Here is a 15,048-nt window from a genome sequence, read left to right on the forward strand (position 1 = left end):
GCCATGGCGTTACGCGCGTGCCGCCCTTAGGGCTTATCGCCGTTGCATTCGGACGGTTGTGCGGGTTGACTGAGCGGGCTTCGGCAGGAGGCAACGCATGGCGACGCTGGTTTCGGTAAATGTCGGCCCACCGCGGGATATTCCGTGGAACAACCGCACCGTCTACACCGGCGCCTTCAAGGATCCGGTCGCCGGCCCGCGGATGGTCCGACGGCTCAACGTCGACGGGGACGCGCAAGGCGACCTCGAGGGCCATGGCGGCGAAAACCGGGCTGTCATGGTGTACCAACTCGACTCTTATCGGCACTGGGCGAAGGAATTTGGCCGGGACGACCTCTCCCCGGGCTGCTTCGGTGAGAATTTCACCGTCGAAGGGTTGGCCGACGACGAGGTGTGCATCGGTGACCGTTACCAGATCGGCCGGGCGACCTTCGAGGTCACCCAGCCGCGCGTGACGTGCTATCGCGCCGGGCTGCGTATCGGCGAGCCGCGCATGGCGGCGCTGCTGGTGTCGCATCGACGGCCGGGGTTTTACTTCAGGGTGATCGCCGAGGGAGAAGTGGAGGCCGGGCAGGAGATCGTCAAGGTCGCGTCCGGTCCCGAACAGGTCACCGTCGCCGAAATCGACGCCCTGCTATACCTGCCCGGACATCCGCGTGCCGCGCTGGAACGGGCCCTTCGGATACCCGCGCTCAGCGACGGGTGGAAGGCGTCCCTGCAGAGCCTGGTTCGGCAGGCCGACGACACGTCGACACCAGCGGGCAACGTCGGCCTGACGGCGGCCGCGAGCAGTCCACCGCCGGCATGGCAGGGGTTTCGTCCGCTGGAGGTGACCGCGACTCACGACGAGAGCGCGCACGTGCGCTCGGTTTTCCTGGCCGATCCCGCCGGGTCGAGTTTGCCGACGTGGCTGCCGGGTCAATCGATAACGCTGCGGCTACCGGCCACGGCCGACCGGGGGGCGCTGATCCGCAACTACTCGCTGTCGAACTGGCCCGGCTCCGATCGATACCGGATCAGCGTGAAGCGCGAACCACACGGCCTGGCAAGCCAATACATTCATGCCTCGGTTCGGGCGGGCGACGTGATCGACGTCGCCGCGCCGCGGGGAACCTTCTTCCTCACGGATCAGGACGCCCCGGTCATCCTGCTTTCCGCCGGCGTCGGCGTAACCCCGGTGCTCTCGATGCTGCATCTGCTCGCGTCGACGAATTCGGATCGTGAGATCTGGTGGTTGCACGGCGCGCGCAACGGCGACGAACACCCCTTCGCGCAGGAAAGCGCTGCGCTGCTTAACCAATTGCCGCACAGCCGAACCCACGTGTTCTACTCACGGCCGAACTCCGGTGACCGGGCGGGCATCGACTACGGTGTCCGCGGAAGGCTGTCGGTCGAGGCGCTCAGCTCGCTCGGCCTTCCAACCGACGCCAGCGCATATCTCTGCGGCCCGGCCGATTTCATGACCGAACTGAGCGCCGCGCTGGTGGCGTGCGGTCTCGGCGCCGGGCGCATCCACATGGAAACATTCGGGGCGGTGGCCGCGCTCACCCCGGGAATTACGCAGACCCTGGTGCCGCCCCACCTCCCGTCGGGTCCGCCGGGGCCCGGCCCCAGGATCGAGTTTGCGCGCAGTGACATCTCGGCGCCGTGGGGACCGGGTTACGGGAGCCTGCTCGAGTTCGCCGAGGCCTGCGATGTCCCCACCCGATGGTCATGCCGTACCGGTGTCTGTCACAACTGCGAGACGGCACTTCTGTCCGGGCAGGTCCAGTACGACCCGATGCCGCTTGAACCCCCTGCGCCCGGAAACATTCTCATTTGCTGTGCGCAACCCACCGAGGCCGTCACCGTCGACCTATAACTTCGACCCCCGGTTTACTCCCGGTTGCCCGCACGACACTATGAACGGGTGAAGCCGTTTCGGATCGACGTTGCCGACGATGTTCTCGACGATCTGCGCTCGCGCCTGGCGCGCACCCGGTGGCCGGAGGCCGAATGCGTCGACGACTGGAGCCAGGGCATTCCGCTGGCCTACACCCGCGAGCTCGCCGACTACTGGGCCACCGAGTATGACTGGCGGTCCCGCGAGGCAGCGCTCAACCGCTTCGACCAGTTCGTCACCGAAATCGACGGGCTGGACATTCATTTCATCCACCAACGCTCGCCGCACGACGACGCCTTCCCGCTGCTCATCACCCACGGCTGGCCGGGCTCAATCGTGGAGTTCCACAAGGTGATCGAACCGCTGACCAATCCGGCGTCGGGGCGCGCCGCGGACGCCTTTCACGTGGTGTGCCCGTCGCTGCCGGGATACGGCTTTTCGGGCAAGCCCACCCGCACCGGATGGGGCGTCGAGAGGATCGCCGAGGCGTGGGAGACGCTCATGCTGCGCCTCGGCTACGACCGCTACGGCGCCCAGGGCGGCGACTGGGGCGCCGCCGTCACCACGCAGATCGGCCGAAATCGAGGCCATTGCGCGGCCATTCACCTGAACATGCCGATCGGGCGGCCCACCAAGGAATCGCTGGCCAACCCGACCCCGGAGGAGCAACGCGCGCTGACGTCGATGGCCGAGCACCGCCAGTGGGGCACCGGCTACTCCAAGCAGCAGTCCACCCGGCCGCAGACGCTGGGCTACGGGCTGGTCGATTCGCCGGTGGGGCAGCTGGCGTGGATCGTCGAGAAGTTCTGGGCGTGGGCCGATTGTGACGGGCACCCCGAGAACGTGTTCGCCCGCGACGAGCTGCTGGACAACGTGATGATGTACTGGGTGACCGCGACCGGCGCGTCGTCCGCCCGGTTGTACTGGGAAAGCTTCCGCGTCTTTGGCCAGCTGGACCGGGTCGAATTACCCACCGGTGTCAGCGCTTTCCCGGGCGAGCTGCTGAAGGCGCCGCGGAGCTGGTGCGAGCCCGTGTACAACATCACGCACTGGACGGACATGCCGCGCGGCGGGCATTTCGCCGCGTTCGAGCAACCGGAACTGTTCGTGGACGACGTGCGCGCATTCTTCGCGACGGTGCGCTGACCCGCCTTCGCCGAGCGTGCTTTTCACGACGCGACACGCCGTGGAAGCGTCGCCATTTGCACGCTCGACGGGGGCAAGTGGCGCGCTAGACGATGCGCCAACCCCGGCGCGCCCGAAAGCGCATGTCCCACAGGTAAAGCTGATAGCCGAAGACCCAAGCCCGGTGCGGGATGAGCCGGTCGGCCAGGCGCAGGGCGGTCAGCAGCCACTCGAATCGGCGCTGCTGGGCCTGCGACCAGTCCAGCTCCATCATCGCGCGGAACTCCGGGGCCAAGAATCCCGTCGTCGCGAACCGGTTGAGCGGCCCGCCCAGCGCCCGCAGCGGCAGCGGCAGAAACGCCATCGAGGCCACGCCGTGCAGGTGTTCGCGCACCGGCGGGTCGATGCGCAGCTCGTCGAGGGAACGCTTCCAGTACTCGTCGAACGCGGCCAGGTCCGGCGGCCACATGCGCTCGGGAACCTGCAGGGTGGTCCCCAGCCGTTTGGCGTCGCGATAGACCGACTCGGCGGTGGCGTCGTCCAGCGGACCGTGCAGGAACTCGTGCTGGTCGACGAAATAGCGGTACAGGCAAGCGGCCACCCACAGCTGCAGCTTCGGATCGAAAGCGTTGTAGGACACCGGGCTTGACGATGTCGAGCGAACCTGCCGGTGCGCGACGTCCACGGCGTCGCGGATCAACGCTCGGTCCGACTCGGACCCGATGGCCGCGACGGCCAGATAGGTCCCCGTGGTGCGGGCCCGCTTGAACGGATGCTTGTAGACGTTGCCGCTGTCCACCGGGCTTTCCAGCACCCCGTAGCCGACGCCGGGCAGGGACAACTGCATGATCACGTTCGCGGCGGGCAGCAACATCGCCGCCGGGTTCAGCAAATCCGCGATCCGGGTTGCGGGCCGCTTCATCGCGGATTACCCCTCATGGAGTCGAGTACACCACGGCAAACCGTTATATCCGCGGAAAAACGGGCAGACCTGCACGATGAGTACCCAACCCGGTAACCCCATCCGCCCGCTGCCGCGCGCGCCCAACCTGTCACCGACCGCCGACCCCGACGCATTGCTGTGGTGGGTGGTGGGCCTGCTGATCGTCGTGGTGATCGTGGCGGCCATTTTGGCCATCTAGCGCGCCGCCCCCGGTCGCGGCGGTGTGAGACGCTGCCCGGGTGTGTGCGACTCGGGCCCGAAGCGCCGGCGTGCTGGCCGGCTACCTCGCCGACCTCGCGCTGGGTGACCCCAGACGGGGCCATCCGGTCGCGCTGTTCGGCCGGGCGGCCGCGGCGGTGGAGCGCGGCACCTATCGCGACGCGAAGGTCGCCGGCGCGCTGCACGTGGGCCTGCTGGTCGGCGCGGTGACGCTGCTCGGCGCGGCCGCCGCGCGCCGGGGCGGGCCGCTGGCCACCGCCGCGGCGACCTGGGTCTGCCTGGGCGGAACGTCGTTGGGTCGCACCGGCCAGGAGATGTCGCGGTTGTTGGAGCGCGGTGACGTCGACGCCGCCCGACGGCTGCTGCCGTCGTTGTGCGGGCGCGACCCTGCCCGGCTCGACGCCGCCGGCCTGACGCGCGCGGCGCTCGAATCGGTCGCGGAGAACACCTCGGACGCCGAGGTGGCGCCGTTGCTGTGGGCGGCGGCGGGCGGGGCGCCCGCGGTGCTGGCCTACCGCGGCATCAACACGCTGGATTCGATGATCGGCCACCGCTCCCCGCGCTACCTCCGATTCGGTTGGGCCGCGGCGCGATTGGATGACGCGGCCAACTACGTCCCCGCGCGGGTGACCGCGGCGCTGGTGGTGCTGTGCGCACCGCTCGTCTCGGGCTCGCCGGCCGGGGCGTTGCGAGCCTGGCGCGCCGACGCGGCCCGGCATCCCAGCCCCAACGCCGGGGTGGTCGAGGCGGCCTTCGCGGGGGCGCTGGGCGTTCGCCTGGGCGGGCCCACGCAGTATCGCCACGAGCTACAGATTCGGCCCACGCTCGGGGACGGGCGGGCCCCCGAGGAGGCCGACCTGCGCCGCGCGGTGGCGCTGTCGCGGGCGGTCCAGGCGGCCGCGGCGTTGTCCGTCGGGCTCGTGGCCTATCGGCGGCGTCCGTAGCGGTCGGCGAGCTTCTCCTCGACGGTCGCCGGCGCGGCGGCGCTTTGTTGCTTTTCCCGGCGGCGCACCCGCAGCTCGGAGTAGACGAAATAGCCCAACCCGATGGGCGCGAGGATGCCGAACGAAATCCACTGGATGCCGTAGGACAGGAACGGTCCCGCGTCGAGGTGCGGCACGCCGATCACGCCCAGTCCGCCGGGCTGGTTGTCGACCAGTTGCAGATACGACGCGGCCAGCGGCACCTTCGTCAACGCCGAGACCTGTTCGGTGTTGATCGAATACACCTGCTGCACACCGTCTCTGACGAAGGGATCCTTGCCCGCCACGGTGGGTTCAGAGTCGCGCAGCCGCGCGGTGACGGTCACCGTCTCCGCCGGCGGGCGGGGGATCGGGGGGACATGCGATCCCGGCTCGGGCCGCACGTAGCCCCGGTCGACGAGCACGGTGGGGCCGTCGTCGACGACAAAAGGCGCGAGCACCTCGAACGCCTGATCGCCCTCGACCACCCGCAGGCGGGCCAGCACCTGCACGTCGGGCAGGTAGTGCCCGGTCGCCGTCACCCGGCGCCACTGCGCGCCCGGCGCCAACGAATCCTGCTGGGGCAGCAAGGTTTTCAACGGGACGGGCGGGGTGTTGAGGGAGTACTCGATCTGGTGGTTCTCCCGCGACGTCCTGGTGTTCTTCCCCAGCTGCCACGGCGCGAGCACCATGAAACACAGGTAGGTGAAGGCGATCACCACCACCGCCAGGGCTATCCAGCCCGGCCGCAGCAGGAACGCAATGCGCCGCATTAAGCGTGCCCGTTTTCCGCGAGCCGTTCGTCGACCCAGGCGTGCAGGCCGGGCAGGGCGGCCTCGATGACGGTGAAGACGTCCTCGAAGTCATCGTGGTCGCCGTAGTAGGGGTCCTCGACGTCGAGGGCGTGCGCACCCGAGCGCGGGTCGAACGACCGCAGCATCCGGATCCGGTCGTCCTGCACGCCCAGCTGACGCAGCATCCGAACGTGGTTGCGGCCCAAGGCCACCACCAGGTCGGCGGCGAGGTGGTCGTCGTTGAGCTGCGCGGCGCAGTGGGCGGTGGGATAGCCGTGGGCATGCAGCACGCGGGTGGCCCGGTCGTCGGCGCAACTGCCGACATGCCAGTTGCCGGTGCCCGCGCTGGTCACCCGGACCGCGTCGCCGAGGCCGCGCCGCTGCAGTTGGTCGGCGAACATCTTCTCGGCCATCGGGGAGCGGCAGATGTTGCCGGTGCAGACGAAGGTGACATGCAGGCGCTCAGACACCGAGGGCCCTCCGCAACTCCGGCACGGTCGAGGCGTGTGTCACGCCGGCGAGGCTGAAGCCCCCGTGAAAGTCGTCGCGGCCGTAGCCCCAGCCGACCACCACGGTGTCGATGCCGTGCGCGGCCGCGCCATGCACGTCGTGGCTGCGGTCGCCGACCATCAGGACCCGCTGGGGCAGCGGCTGGAGCTGTTCGAGGGCGTGGGCCAGCACCTCCTCCTTGCTCTTGCGCGAGCCGTCGGGGGCCGCGCCGGCGATCACCTCGAAGTACCCGTCCAGCCCGAAATGGGCCAGGATGCGCCGCGCCGTCGGTTCCAGCTTGGAGGTCGCCACGGCGAGCCGGACGCCGGCCGCGCGCAGGTCGGCCAGCAGCGGCTCGATGCCGTCGAACAGCGTGTTCATCGCCCAGCCGCGGGCGCCGTACTCGGCCCGGAAGGCCGTGATGGCGTCCTCGGCGGAGTCGCCGAACATCGTGCGGAAGGTGTCGTCCATGGGCGGCCCGACGATCTGCGCGGCCAGGTCGCCCTCGGGCACGGCGGCCCCGACGTGCTCGAGCGCGTGCAGGAAGCTGGCCACGATCCCTTCCGCCGAGTCGGTCAGCGTGCCGTCGAGATCGAAGATCACCAGCTCCGGGCAATCGGAGGTCGTGCCTGTCACCAGACCATTGTCCTAGATGGCCGCACGCCCTTACGGCGGCCCACTAGTGTTTCTCGGATGGCGACTCTGAACCCGAGCCCGCCAGCGGCGGCGCGCTATCACGGCGATCAGGCCGTGGCGCCCGGGATGCTCGACTTCGCCGTCAACGTCCGGCACGCGCAGCCGCCGGAGTGGCTGACGGGCCGGCTGGCCGCACGGCTGCCCGACCTGGCGCGCTACCCGGGCCTGCCGGACGTGCACCGGGCGCAGGACGCGGCCGCCGGGCGGCACGGCCGCACCCGCGACGAGGTGCTGCCGCTGGCCGGCGCGGCCGAGGGCTTCGCGTTGTTGCCCAACCTGTGCCCGGCGCGGGCGGCGATCGTGGCGCCGTCGTTCACCGAGCCGGCCGTGGCGCTGGGCGCGGCCGGGGTGCCGGTGCAGCACGTGGTCGTCGAGCCCCCATTCCGCCTGGACGGCGCGCGGGTACCCGACGACGCCGACCTCGTCGTGGTGGGCAACCCGACGAACCCCACCTCGGTGCTGCACACCCGCGAGCAGCTGCTCGCGCTGCGCCGGCCCGGTCGGATCCTGGTGGTCGACGAGGCGTTCGCCGACTCCGTTCCCGGCGAGCCGGAGTCGCTGGCCGGCGACCCGCTGCCCGACGTGCTGGTGCTGCGCAGCCTGACCAAGACGTGGGCGCTGGCCGGGCTGCGGGTGGGTTACGCCCTGGGCGCGCCGGAGCTGTTGGCGCGGCTGACCGCGCGGCGCGCGCACTGGCCGGTGGGGACCCTGCAGCTGACGGCGATCGCGGACTGCTGCGAGCCGCGGGCCGTCGCCGAGGCGGCCGCCGGCGCGCGGCGACTGGCGGAGCTGCGCGCCGAGATGGTGGCGGGCCTGGTCTCGGTGGGCGCCGACGTGGTCGACGGCCGGGGCCCGTTCGTCCTGTTCCGCCTGCCCAACGCCGATCGGATACGAAACGCCTTGGAGCGCAGGGGGATTGCCGTTCGCCGGTGCGACACCTTCGTCGGCCTGGACGACCGGTACCTGCGGGCGGCGGTGCGACGGGAGTGGCCACTGCTGGTCCAGGCCATCGCGGAGGCGGCCCGGTGAGCGTGCGGCTGGCCGACGTGATCGACGTGCTCGACGGGGCGTACCCGCCGCAGCTCGCGCAATCGTGGGATTCCGTCGGCCTGGTGTGCGGCGACCCCGACGACATGCTGGACTCGGTGACCGTCGCCGTCGACGCGACACCGGCCGTCGTCGGCGAGGTTCCCGACGGCGGGCTGCTGCTGGCCCACCACCCTTTGCTGCTGCGCGGGGTCGACACCGTGGCGGCCAGCACACCCAAGGGCGCGCTGGTGCATCGCCTGATCCGCACCGGCCGTTCGCTGTTCACCGCGCACACCAACGCCGACTCCGCCTCCCCGGGCGTGTCCGATGCGCTGGCCGACGCCCTCGGGCTGACCGTCGAGGCCGTGCTCGAACCGGTCACGGCGGCGGGCGATCTCGACAAGTGGGTCGTCTACGTGCCGCGCGAAAACGCCGAGGCGGTGCAGCAGGCCGTGTTCGACGCCGGCGCCGGCCACATCGGCGACTATTCACACTGCAGCTGGAGCGTGAGCGGCATCGGGCAGTTCCTGCCGCACGAGGGGGCCTCGCCGGCGATCGGCAGCGTCGGCAGCGTCGAACGGGTGCCCGAGGACCGGTTCGAGGTCGTCGCACCGGCTCGCGCCCGCGCAGCGGTGCTGGCGGCGATGCGCGGCGCCCATCCCTACGAGGAGCCCGCGTTCGACATCTTCGCGCTGGTGCCCCCGCCCGGCGACGCCGGGTTGGGCCGCGTCGGCACGCTGCCCCGACCGGAACCGTTGCGCAGCTTCGTTTCCCGCGTCGGCGCCGCGCTGCCGCCGACCTCGTGGGGCGTGCGCGCGTCCGGGGATCCCGACGCGCCCGTGTCGCGGGTCGCCGTGTGCGGCGGCGCCGGGGATTCGCTGCTGGCCGCCGCGGCCCGCGCGGACGTGCAGGCGTACGTCACCGCCGACCTGCGGCACCATCCGGCCGACGAGCATCGCCGGGCCTCGAGCGTGGCGCTGGTCGACGTGGCGCACTGGGCGAGCGAATTCCCCTGGTGCGAGCAGGCCGCCGGCATACTGCGGTCCCGGTTCGGGGAGGCGCTGCCCGTGCGGGTGTGCACCATCCGCACGGACCCATGGGACCTTGGCACTAACAGCGGGGAGAGAAAACATGAAAGCTGAGGTCACACAGCAACTGTCACTACTCGAATTGTCGAAGCTGGATGCGGAGCTGTCGCGCATCGCGCACCAGGCCTCCCACCTGCCCCAGCAGGAGGCGGTCGAGCGGATCCGGGCTGACCACAGCGCCGCCGCCGACCGGTTGGGCGCGCTGCGGATCGCGTTGGAAGACTTGGACGCCCAGGTGTCGCGGTTCGAGTCGGAGATCGAGGCGGTGCGGCAACGCGAGGACCGGGACCGCTCGATGCTCACGTCCGGTGCGACCGACGCCAAACAACTGTCGGACTTGCAGCACGAGCTCGAGACCCTGCTTCGGCGTCAAACCAGTCTCGAGGATTCGCTGCTGGAGGTGATGGAGCGGCGCGAGGAGTTGCAGGCCCAGCTGGACGGCGAGCAGCGGGCCGTCGAGGCGTTGGAGTCCGAACTCGCCGTCGCGCAGGAGGCTCTCGACGCCGCGGTCGCCGAAATCGACGAGGCGCGCCAGGTTCGTTCGACGCGACGCGACACCCTGTCCGCGGGGCTGGATCCCGACCTGTCCGCCATGTACGAGCGGCAGCGCGCCCGGGGAGGGCCGGGGGCCGGGCCGCTGCTCGGACATCGGTGCGGCGCCTGCCGGATCGAGATCGGCCGCACCGAACTGTCGCGCATCTCGGCCGCCCCCGAGGACGAGCTGGTGCGCTGCCCGGAGTGCGGCGCGATCCTGTTGCGGGTCAAGGGCTTCGACCAGTGAAGGTAATCGTCGAAGCCGACGGCGGGTCGCGCGGCAACCCCGGCCCGGCCGGCTACGGCGCGGTGGTCCGCACCGCGGACCGCTCGACGGTGCTGGCCGAGACCAAGCAGGCCATCGGCGTGGCGACCAACAACGTCGCCGAATATCGCGGCCTGATAGCCGGTTTGGACGACGCCCTGCAAATGGGGGCCACCGAGGTCGAGGCCTTCTTGGACTCCAAGCTGGTGGTCGAGCAGATGTCCGGGCGGTGGAAAGTCAAGCATCCCGACCTGATCGAGCTGCACGCGCAGGCCCGAAAACTGGCGTCGCGGTTCGACCGGATCTCCTACGCCTGGGTGCCCCGGGCCCAGAACTCGCACGCCGACCGGCTGGCCAACGAGGCGATGGACGCCGCGGCGGACATCGACGAGCCGGCGGAGCCCACCAAAAGCGTTGCGGCCGAGGCCAAGACGTCGCCCGGCTGGACCGGGGCGCGGGGCACCCCGACCCGGCTGCTGTTACTGCGGCACGGGCAGACGGAACTGTCGGCGGAACGCCGCTACTCGGGTCGCGGCAACCCGGCACTGACGGAGGTGGGGCGCCGGCAGGCCGGGGCCGCGGCGCGATACATCGCGGAGCGCGGCGGGATCGCCGCCGTGATCTCCTCGCCGTTGCAGCGGGCCTACGACACCGCGGCGGCGGCGGCCAAGGCGCTCGGGCTGGACGTCACGGTGGACGACGACCTGATCGAGACGGACTTCGGCGCGTGGGAGGGGCTGACGTTCGTCGAAGCGGCCGAACGTGATCCGGAGCTGCACCGGCGGTGGCTGCGCGACACCAGCACGACGCCGCCGGGCGGTGAAAGCTTCGACGCCGTGCTCGACCGGGTGCTTCGGGTTCGCGAACGAATCACCGAGTCACACGCGGGCGCGACGGTGCTGGTGGTTTCCCACGTCACGCCGATCAAGATGCTGCTGCGGCTGGCGCTGGATGCCGGGCCTGGCATCCTGTACCGGTTGCACCTTGATTTGGCGTCGCTGAGCATCGCAGAGTTCTACTCGGATGGGGCGTCGTCGGTGCGGCTGGTAAACCAGACGGGCTATCTGTAGCCGGGCTATAAGGGGGACATCGATGCAGCCGTCTCAACCGCCCGATCCGCCTTTGTCGGCGGAAGTCCGGGCGCGGGTGATGGACGCGGCGCTCGATGAACTGACCCGCTGGGGCGTCGAGCGGTTCAGCATCGAGGCCTTGGCGGAACGTCATCACCTCGATCCCGCGATGATCCACCGTCACTGGGGCACCCGGCAGCGACTCATCGTCGCCGCGGCCCTGGCCGATGCGGAGGCCTACAGTTCGATCGCCGACACCGGCTCGCTGCGCGGGGACCTGCTGGCGTTGGCGCGGAAGCTGGCCCATCGAATCAACAGCCGGGAGGGCCGCACGTTTATGCGGGCGCTGGTCATGGACCGTCGCGGACCGCACGACGAAGAGACGCGAATGATGGTGTGGGAGGCCCGTTTCGCGGTGGTGCGCGAGGTCGTCGACCGGGCCAGGAAACGCGGCGACTTGCGTGACGACGTCAACACCCTGGCCGCTGTACAGATCGTCCTGGCGCCGCTGAACGTTCGTGCCCTCTACTCCGACATGCCAGTCGACGACCGCTACTGCGAGGCGGTTGCCGAGATGGCGTGGCACGCGCTGGGGCGAAAATAGGCGCGGCTGGTCACGAGGCTTTGACCGTCTCGGTGTCGCGCCCGGACCGCAGCACGGTCCCGGGCAGGGCGCCGGTAGCTTCACCGTCGCGGCAGACCTCGACGCCACCGACCAGCACCGAGGTGATCCCGTACGCGTCGGCGACCAGTCGCGGCGCGCCGGCGGGCAGGTCGTACCGGGTCCGCTCGGGCCCGTGGTCGACCGTGGCCGGGTCGAACAGCACCAGGTCGGCATGCCAGCCGGGCTCGATGCGGCCGCGTTCGGTCAGCCCGTAGAACCGGGACGGCACGTCGGTGATCAGCCGGACCGCCTCCTCGAGCGTGACAACCTGATGCTCGCGGACGCCGCGGCCCAGCAGCGATGTCGTATAGATGGCGCCGCACATCATGTCGAGGTGGGCGCCCGCGTCCGATCCGCCGATCACCGCGCCCGGGTGCTGCCACACCTCGGCGCGCGCCCGCCAGTCCGCCGCGTCGTCACCGGTCAGCGGCGGGGACAGGCCGGTGCGCAGCTCGTCGGCGATCACGATGTCCAGCAGCGTGTCGAAGGGCTCGCCCCCGCGGGAGGCGGCGATTTCGCCGACGCTGCGGCCGGTGGCGTCGGCGTTCTCGGGTGCGAACGTCTCGACGATGACGAGCCGGTCCCATTGCGCGAGGCCGCGCAGCATGCCGGCCTCCTTCGAGGCGGCGCCCTCGGCGAGGCGGCGGCGTACCTGCGGATCGGCAAGCGCGACAAGCCGTTCGGGCACCGGCAGGTGCATCGTGTCGCGCCAGCCGGGCAGCCCGTCGAGCACGAAGCCGGACAGGAACGACAGCCGGATCTTCATGGCTTGCGGCAGGGTCAGCGCCACCACCCGGCCGCCGCGCTGGGCCGCGGCGTCGTAGGCGCGCAATTGCTTTTCGTGTCCGGTCGGGTTGGCCGCCGAGACGCCGAGCAGGTTCCAGTTCAGCGGGCGGTCCGCGGCCACCGACATGTCGGTGAGCAGTGCGATATCGTCGTCGGTGAAGCCCGAAAGGCAGCCGGCGATGATGGCCTCGAGCGTGGTGCCCGGGTGGTCGCGGAGCGCGGCCGCGAGGGTCACCAGTTCCTGTCGTGATGCGCTGCGCGACGGCACCGGCCGCCCGGCGCCGTCGTTGTGGGTGGGCGACTGCGAGGTCGACAACCCGAGCGCGCCGGCCGCCAGCGCGTCGTGCAGCACCGCGACCATCTTTTCGATGTGTTCCGGTGTCGCCTCGCCGCCGACGCCGTCGACGCCCATCGCGGCGAGTCGCAGCGCCGAATGGCCAACCAGGAAGCCGGCGTTGACCGCGGTGCGCCCGTCGAGGCGGCCGAGCCAGTCGCCGAACGATGCCCAGTCCCAGTCCAGGCCGGCTCGCAGCGCGTCCAGCGGCATCCCCTCCACCCGCGCCAGCATCCGGGTGAGGTAGTCGTGCTGGTCGGGCGTTGCGGGCGCCAGCGTGAAGCCGCAATTGCCGCCGAAGACGGTGGTGACGCCGTGCTGCACCGACGGGCTGGCCGTCGGGTCCCAGAACAGCTGCGCGTCGTAGTGGGTGTGCAGGTCCACGAACCCCGGCGTCAGTGTCTGCCCTTGGGCGTCAACGGTTTTGGCGGCCATGTCGTCGATGTCGCCCACGGCGACGATGCGCCCGTCGCTGACGCCGACGTCGCCGTGGCGGGCGGGTGCCCCGGTGCCGTCGACGATCTCGGCGTCGCGGATCAACAAATCAAGCACTTGCAGGCCTCCTACGTTCTGGCGAGCCACCCCTCGTCGGGCAGCGGGTGGCGGAACAGCTGCGCCGCGTTGCGGTGGGTGATCCGGGCTGCGTCCTGTTCCGACAGGCCGGCGACGTTGCGCGCCACCACCTGCTGGGTGTCGGGCCACGTCGAGTCGGCGTGCGGGTAGTCGCTTTCGACGAGGATGCGGTCGGCCCCGATCGCGTCCAGCGTGCCGAAGGCGTGCGGGTCGTCGATCGAGCAGAACCAGAAGTTGCGCCGCAGCACCTCGCTGGGCAGCAGGTCGCTCTTCCACGCGCCGCCCTCGTGGCCCGAAGCGGAGTGCGCCAGAACGTAATCGGCGCGGTCGCCGAGCATGGCCGCCCAGCCGAGACCGCCCTCGGCCAGCGTGATGTTCAGCCCCGGGAAGCGCACCGGGATGCCCGACCACAGCATGTCCGCGCACGCGACCAGAGCGTTCACCGGGAACAGCGTGGTGATGGTCTCGAAGGGCGTGTCCGGGGCGGGGATTGGGGCCCACTGCGCGGATCCGGTGTGCAGGCAGACCACGGTGCCGGTCTCCTCGCAGGCGGCGAAGAACGGATCCCACGCGCCGCTGTGCAGGCTCGGGATTCCGCATTGGGCCGGCAGCTCGGGGAAGCTAACGGCCTTGAAGCCGCGTGCGGCGTTGCGGCGGACCTCGTCGGGCGCGAGTTGCGGGTCGGCCAGCCACGGCAGCTGCAGCGGGATGATCCGGTCGGGATAGGCGCCGGCCCACGCCTCGAGGTGCCAGTCGTTCCAGGCCCGCAGGGTGGCCAGGCCCAGCTCCAGGTCGTCGCTCTTCCAGAAGACGGTGCCGGCGAACCCGGCGATCAGCGACGGGAAGTTCAGCGATGCCCAGATGCCGGCGAGGTCCATGTCGGCGATCCGCGCGTCGACATCCCAACAGCCGGGCCGCATTTCGTCGAACCGGGCGGCCTCCATGCTCCATTCCTCGCGGGGTCGTCCGATCACCGCGTTGAGGCCGATGTTGGGATACTCGCGACCCTCGTAACGCCACACCTGGCGCCCGTCGTCGGTCTCGACGACCTTGGGGGCGCGGTCGGACAGCGCCGCGGGGAGCCGGCCGATGAACAGATCCGGCGGCTCGATGACGTGGTCGTCGACCGAGATCACGACGTGCTGTCGCTGCCGGGGATCGGGGTCTGGCAGCAGCGCCATACCTGATGACTATCGTCGGTTTTGCCGCGCTGTCAATGCTATCTATGCAATGAATGTGAAGTTGGCGGTGCGGGCGCTTTCGTGGGAACCCAGGGCGCCACTCGTGCACACGCGACGCCCTGGGCGCACACTCAAAGCCACCACCAGCGGAAGGAATCCGGGCAGATGGCCAAGACACGTGCCGAAGCGGCGCAGTACCTCAGGGATGCCGGAGGCTTGAAGCTTGTCGTTTTCGGTGCCGACGGGCGCGAGGTCGCGGCGATGTTCGTGCAGGGGTCGGTGACCTACGACCAGGAGGCGGCGCGCTTCATTGCGGTTGCCGAGGACGGCCACGCGGTTGGGGAGCTGTTCGTCGACGAAACGGTCGGCTACGACGAGAGCACCGACGCCTTCGTCATTCGCACCGCGCGATAG

The 15,048-nt window shown here is 70.5% G+C and carries 16 protein-coding genes; 10 read left to right on the forward strand and 6 right to left on the reverse strand.

Annotated elements, in window-relative coordinates; all coding sequences use genetic code 11:
- Window positions 1-97: 97 nt before the first annotated feature.
- Window positions 98-1,861, forward strand: a complete 1,764-nt coding sequence (locus AC5Y7V_RS16690) for an MOSC domain-containing protein (protein WP_499881148.1) — start codon at window positions 98-100, stop codon at window positions 1,859-1,861.
- Between the two features lie 48 nt (window positions 1,862-1,909).
- Window positions 1,910-3,028 (forward strand): epoxide hydrolase family protein, encoded by a 1,119-nt coding sequence (locus tag AC5Y7V_RS16695; protein ID WP_499881149.1) that lies wholly within the window; start codon window positions 1,910-1,912, stop codon window positions 3,026-3,028.
- Window positions 3,029-3,113: 85 nt separating this feature from the next.
- On the opposite strand, the gene AC5Y7V_RS16700 is transcribed toward AC5Y7V_RS16695, so the two are convergent.
- A complete protein-coding gene (locus tag AC5Y7V_RS16700) occupies window positions 3,114-3,929 on the reverse strand; it encodes an oxygenase MpaB family protein (RefSeq protein WP_499881150.1) in 816 nt (271 codons plus the stop codon).
- Window positions 3,930-4,005: 76 nt separating this feature from the next.
- Here AC5Y7V_RS16700 and AC5Y7V_RS16705 point away from each other — a divergent pair, with 76 nt between their 5' ends.
- Complete coding sequence (locus AC5Y7V_RS16705) at window positions 4,006-4,149, forward strand: hypothetical protein (RefSeq protein WP_156766946.1); 144 nt, start codon at window positions 4,006-4,008, stop codon at window positions 4,147-4,149.
- A 40-nt stretch (window positions 4,150-4,189) separates the two neighbouring features.
- Window positions 4,190-5,113, forward strand: coding sequence for a cobalamin biosynthesis protein (locus AC5Y7V_RS16710; protein WP_499881151.1), 924 nt, complete (start codon window positions 4,190-4,192; stop codon window positions 5,111-5,113).
- Here AC5Y7V_RS16710 and AC5Y7V_RS16715 read toward each other — a convergent pair.
- Genes AC5Y7V_RS16715 through AC5Y7V_RS16725 form a run of 3 tightly spaced genes read right to left on the reverse strand, consistent with a single transcriptional unit; the run spans window position 5,095 to window position 7,050 of the window.
- On the reverse strand, window positions 5,095-5,904 hold the full coding sequence (locus AC5Y7V_RS16715) for an SURF1 family cytochrome oxidase biogenesis protein (protein WP_499881152.1): 810 nt from the start codon (window positions 5,902-5,904) through the stop codon (window positions 5,095-5,097). The two genes, AC5Y7V_RS16710 and AC5Y7V_RS16715, sit on opposite strands and share 19 nt — an antisense overlap.
- Entirely contained in the window at window positions 5,904-6,395 is a 492-nt protein-coding gene (locus AC5Y7V_RS16720; protein WP_499881153.1) for a low molecular weight protein-tyrosine-phosphatase, read from the reverse strand. The genes AC5Y7V_RS16715 and AC5Y7V_RS16720 overlap by 1 nt, the downstream gene beginning before the upstream one ends.
- A complete protein-coding gene (locus tag AC5Y7V_RS16725; protein ID WP_499881154.1) occupies window positions 6,388-7,050 on the reverse strand; it encodes an HAD-IA family hydrolase in 663 nt (220 codons plus the stop codon). The genes AC5Y7V_RS16720 and AC5Y7V_RS16725 overlap by 8 nt, the downstream gene beginning before the upstream one ends.
- Window positions 7,051-7,107: 57 nt before the next feature.
- On the opposite strand from AC5Y7V_RS16725, the gene cobC reads away from it, so the two are divergent.
- From cobC to AC5Y7V_RS16750, 5 genes are read left to right on the forward strand one after another with little or no spacing between them, the layout of a single operon-like run.
- Window positions 7,108-8,139, forward strand: a complete 1,032-nt coding sequence (cobC, locus tag AC5Y7V_RS16730; RefSeq protein WP_499881155.1) for an Rv2231c family histidinol phosphate aminotransferase CobC — start codon at window positions 7,108-7,110, stop codon at window positions 8,137-8,139.
- Window positions 8,136-9,281: a Nif3-like dinuclear metal center hexameric protein gene (locus AC5Y7V_RS16735; protein WP_499881156.1), complete on the forward strand. Its 1,146-nt coding sequence runs from the start codon at window positions 8,136-8,138 to the stop codon at window positions 9,279-9,281. The genes cobC and AC5Y7V_RS16735 overlap by 4 nt, the downstream gene beginning before the upstream one ends.
- On the forward strand, window positions 9,271-10,008 hold the full coding sequence (locus AC5Y7V_RS16740; RefSeq protein ID WP_499881157.1) for a zinc ribbon domain-containing protein: 738 nt from the start codon (window positions 9,271-9,273) through the stop codon (window positions 10,006-10,008). Before AC5Y7V_RS16735 ends, AC5Y7V_RS16740 begins: the two co-directional genes overlap by 11 nt.
- Window positions 10,005-11,096, forward strand: coding sequence for a bifunctional RNase H/acid phosphatase (locus tag AC5Y7V_RS16745; protein ID WP_499881158.1), 1,092 nt, complete (start codon window positions 10,005-10,007; stop codon window positions 11,094-11,096). The genes AC5Y7V_RS16740 and AC5Y7V_RS16745 overlap by 4 nt, the downstream gene beginning before the upstream one ends.
- Window positions 11,097-11,118: 22 nt before the next feature.
- Window positions 11,119-11,700 (forward strand): TetR-like C-terminal domain-containing protein, encoded by a 582-nt coding sequence (locus tag AC5Y7V_RS16750; protein WP_499881159.1) that lies wholly within the window; start codon window positions 11,119-11,121, stop codon window positions 11,698-11,700.
- Window positions 11,701-11,710: 10 nt separating this feature from the next.
- On the opposite strand, the gene AC5Y7V_RS16755 is transcribed toward AC5Y7V_RS16750, so the two are convergent.
- Together AC5Y7V_RS16755 and AC5Y7V_RS16760 are read right to left on the reverse strand one after the other, a co-directional pair.
- Window positions 11,711-13,432: an N-acyl-D-amino-acid deacylase family protein gene (locus AC5Y7V_RS16755; protein WP_499881160.1), complete on the reverse strand. Its 1,722-nt coding sequence runs from the start codon at window positions 13,430-13,432 to the stop codon at window positions 11,711-11,713.
- A gap of 11 nt (window positions 13,433-13,443) precedes the next feature.
- Window positions 13,444-14,634 (reverse strand): amidohydrolase family protein, encoded by a 1,191-nt coding sequence (locus AC5Y7V_RS16760; protein ID WP_499881161.1) that lies wholly within the window; start codon window positions 14,632-14,634, stop codon window positions 13,444-13,446.
- A gap of 165 nt (window positions 14,635-14,799) precedes the next feature.
- Here AC5Y7V_RS16760 and AC5Y7V_RS16765 point away from each other — a divergent pair, with 165 nt between their 5' ends.
- Complete coding sequence (locus AC5Y7V_RS16765) at window positions 14,800-15,048, forward strand: hypothetical protein (protein ID WP_499881162.1); 249 nt, start codon at window positions 14,800-14,802, stop codon at window positions 15,046-15,048.

The sequence above is a fragment of the Mycobacterium sp. NGS34 genome (assembly GCF_059812845.1).